The sequence below is a fragment of the Pseudomonas sp. AC083 genome (assembly GCF_979253165.1).
On record NZ_CEEDDH010000105.1, the window covers coordinates 1 to 278 of the forward strand.

Genomic DNA, 278 nt, shown 5'->3' on the forward strand with positions numbered 1-278 from the left:
ACACGGGAAGAGTCCTCTGCAGTCAGGCTGGTCACTGTGTCCTCGGTGGCGGAGTGGTCAACGCGTCTGCCTTGTAAGTAGGAGATTCCGGGTTCGAATCCCGGCCGGGAACAAATTTCCATTCGCCTCACTTCCATGTAAACCTAGTACATTGAAGCCATAACTTATCGCAAATTGCGATTTATTTCTTTGTTTTTATTTCGAGTGTAGAGTAGAGTCAAAGGCACGTTCTTTCATTTCCCTACCTTCTTCCTTATGACCTTCTCATTCTTCTATCT

The 278-nt window shown here is 46.0% G+C and carries 1 tRNA gene; it reads left to right on the forward strand.

The window, feature by feature from the left end:
* Positions 1 to 39: 39 nt before the first annotated feature.
* Positions 40 to 111, forward strand: a tRNA-Thr gene (locus AC0IXA_RS27390).
* Positions 112 to 278: the final 167 nt, after the last annotated feature.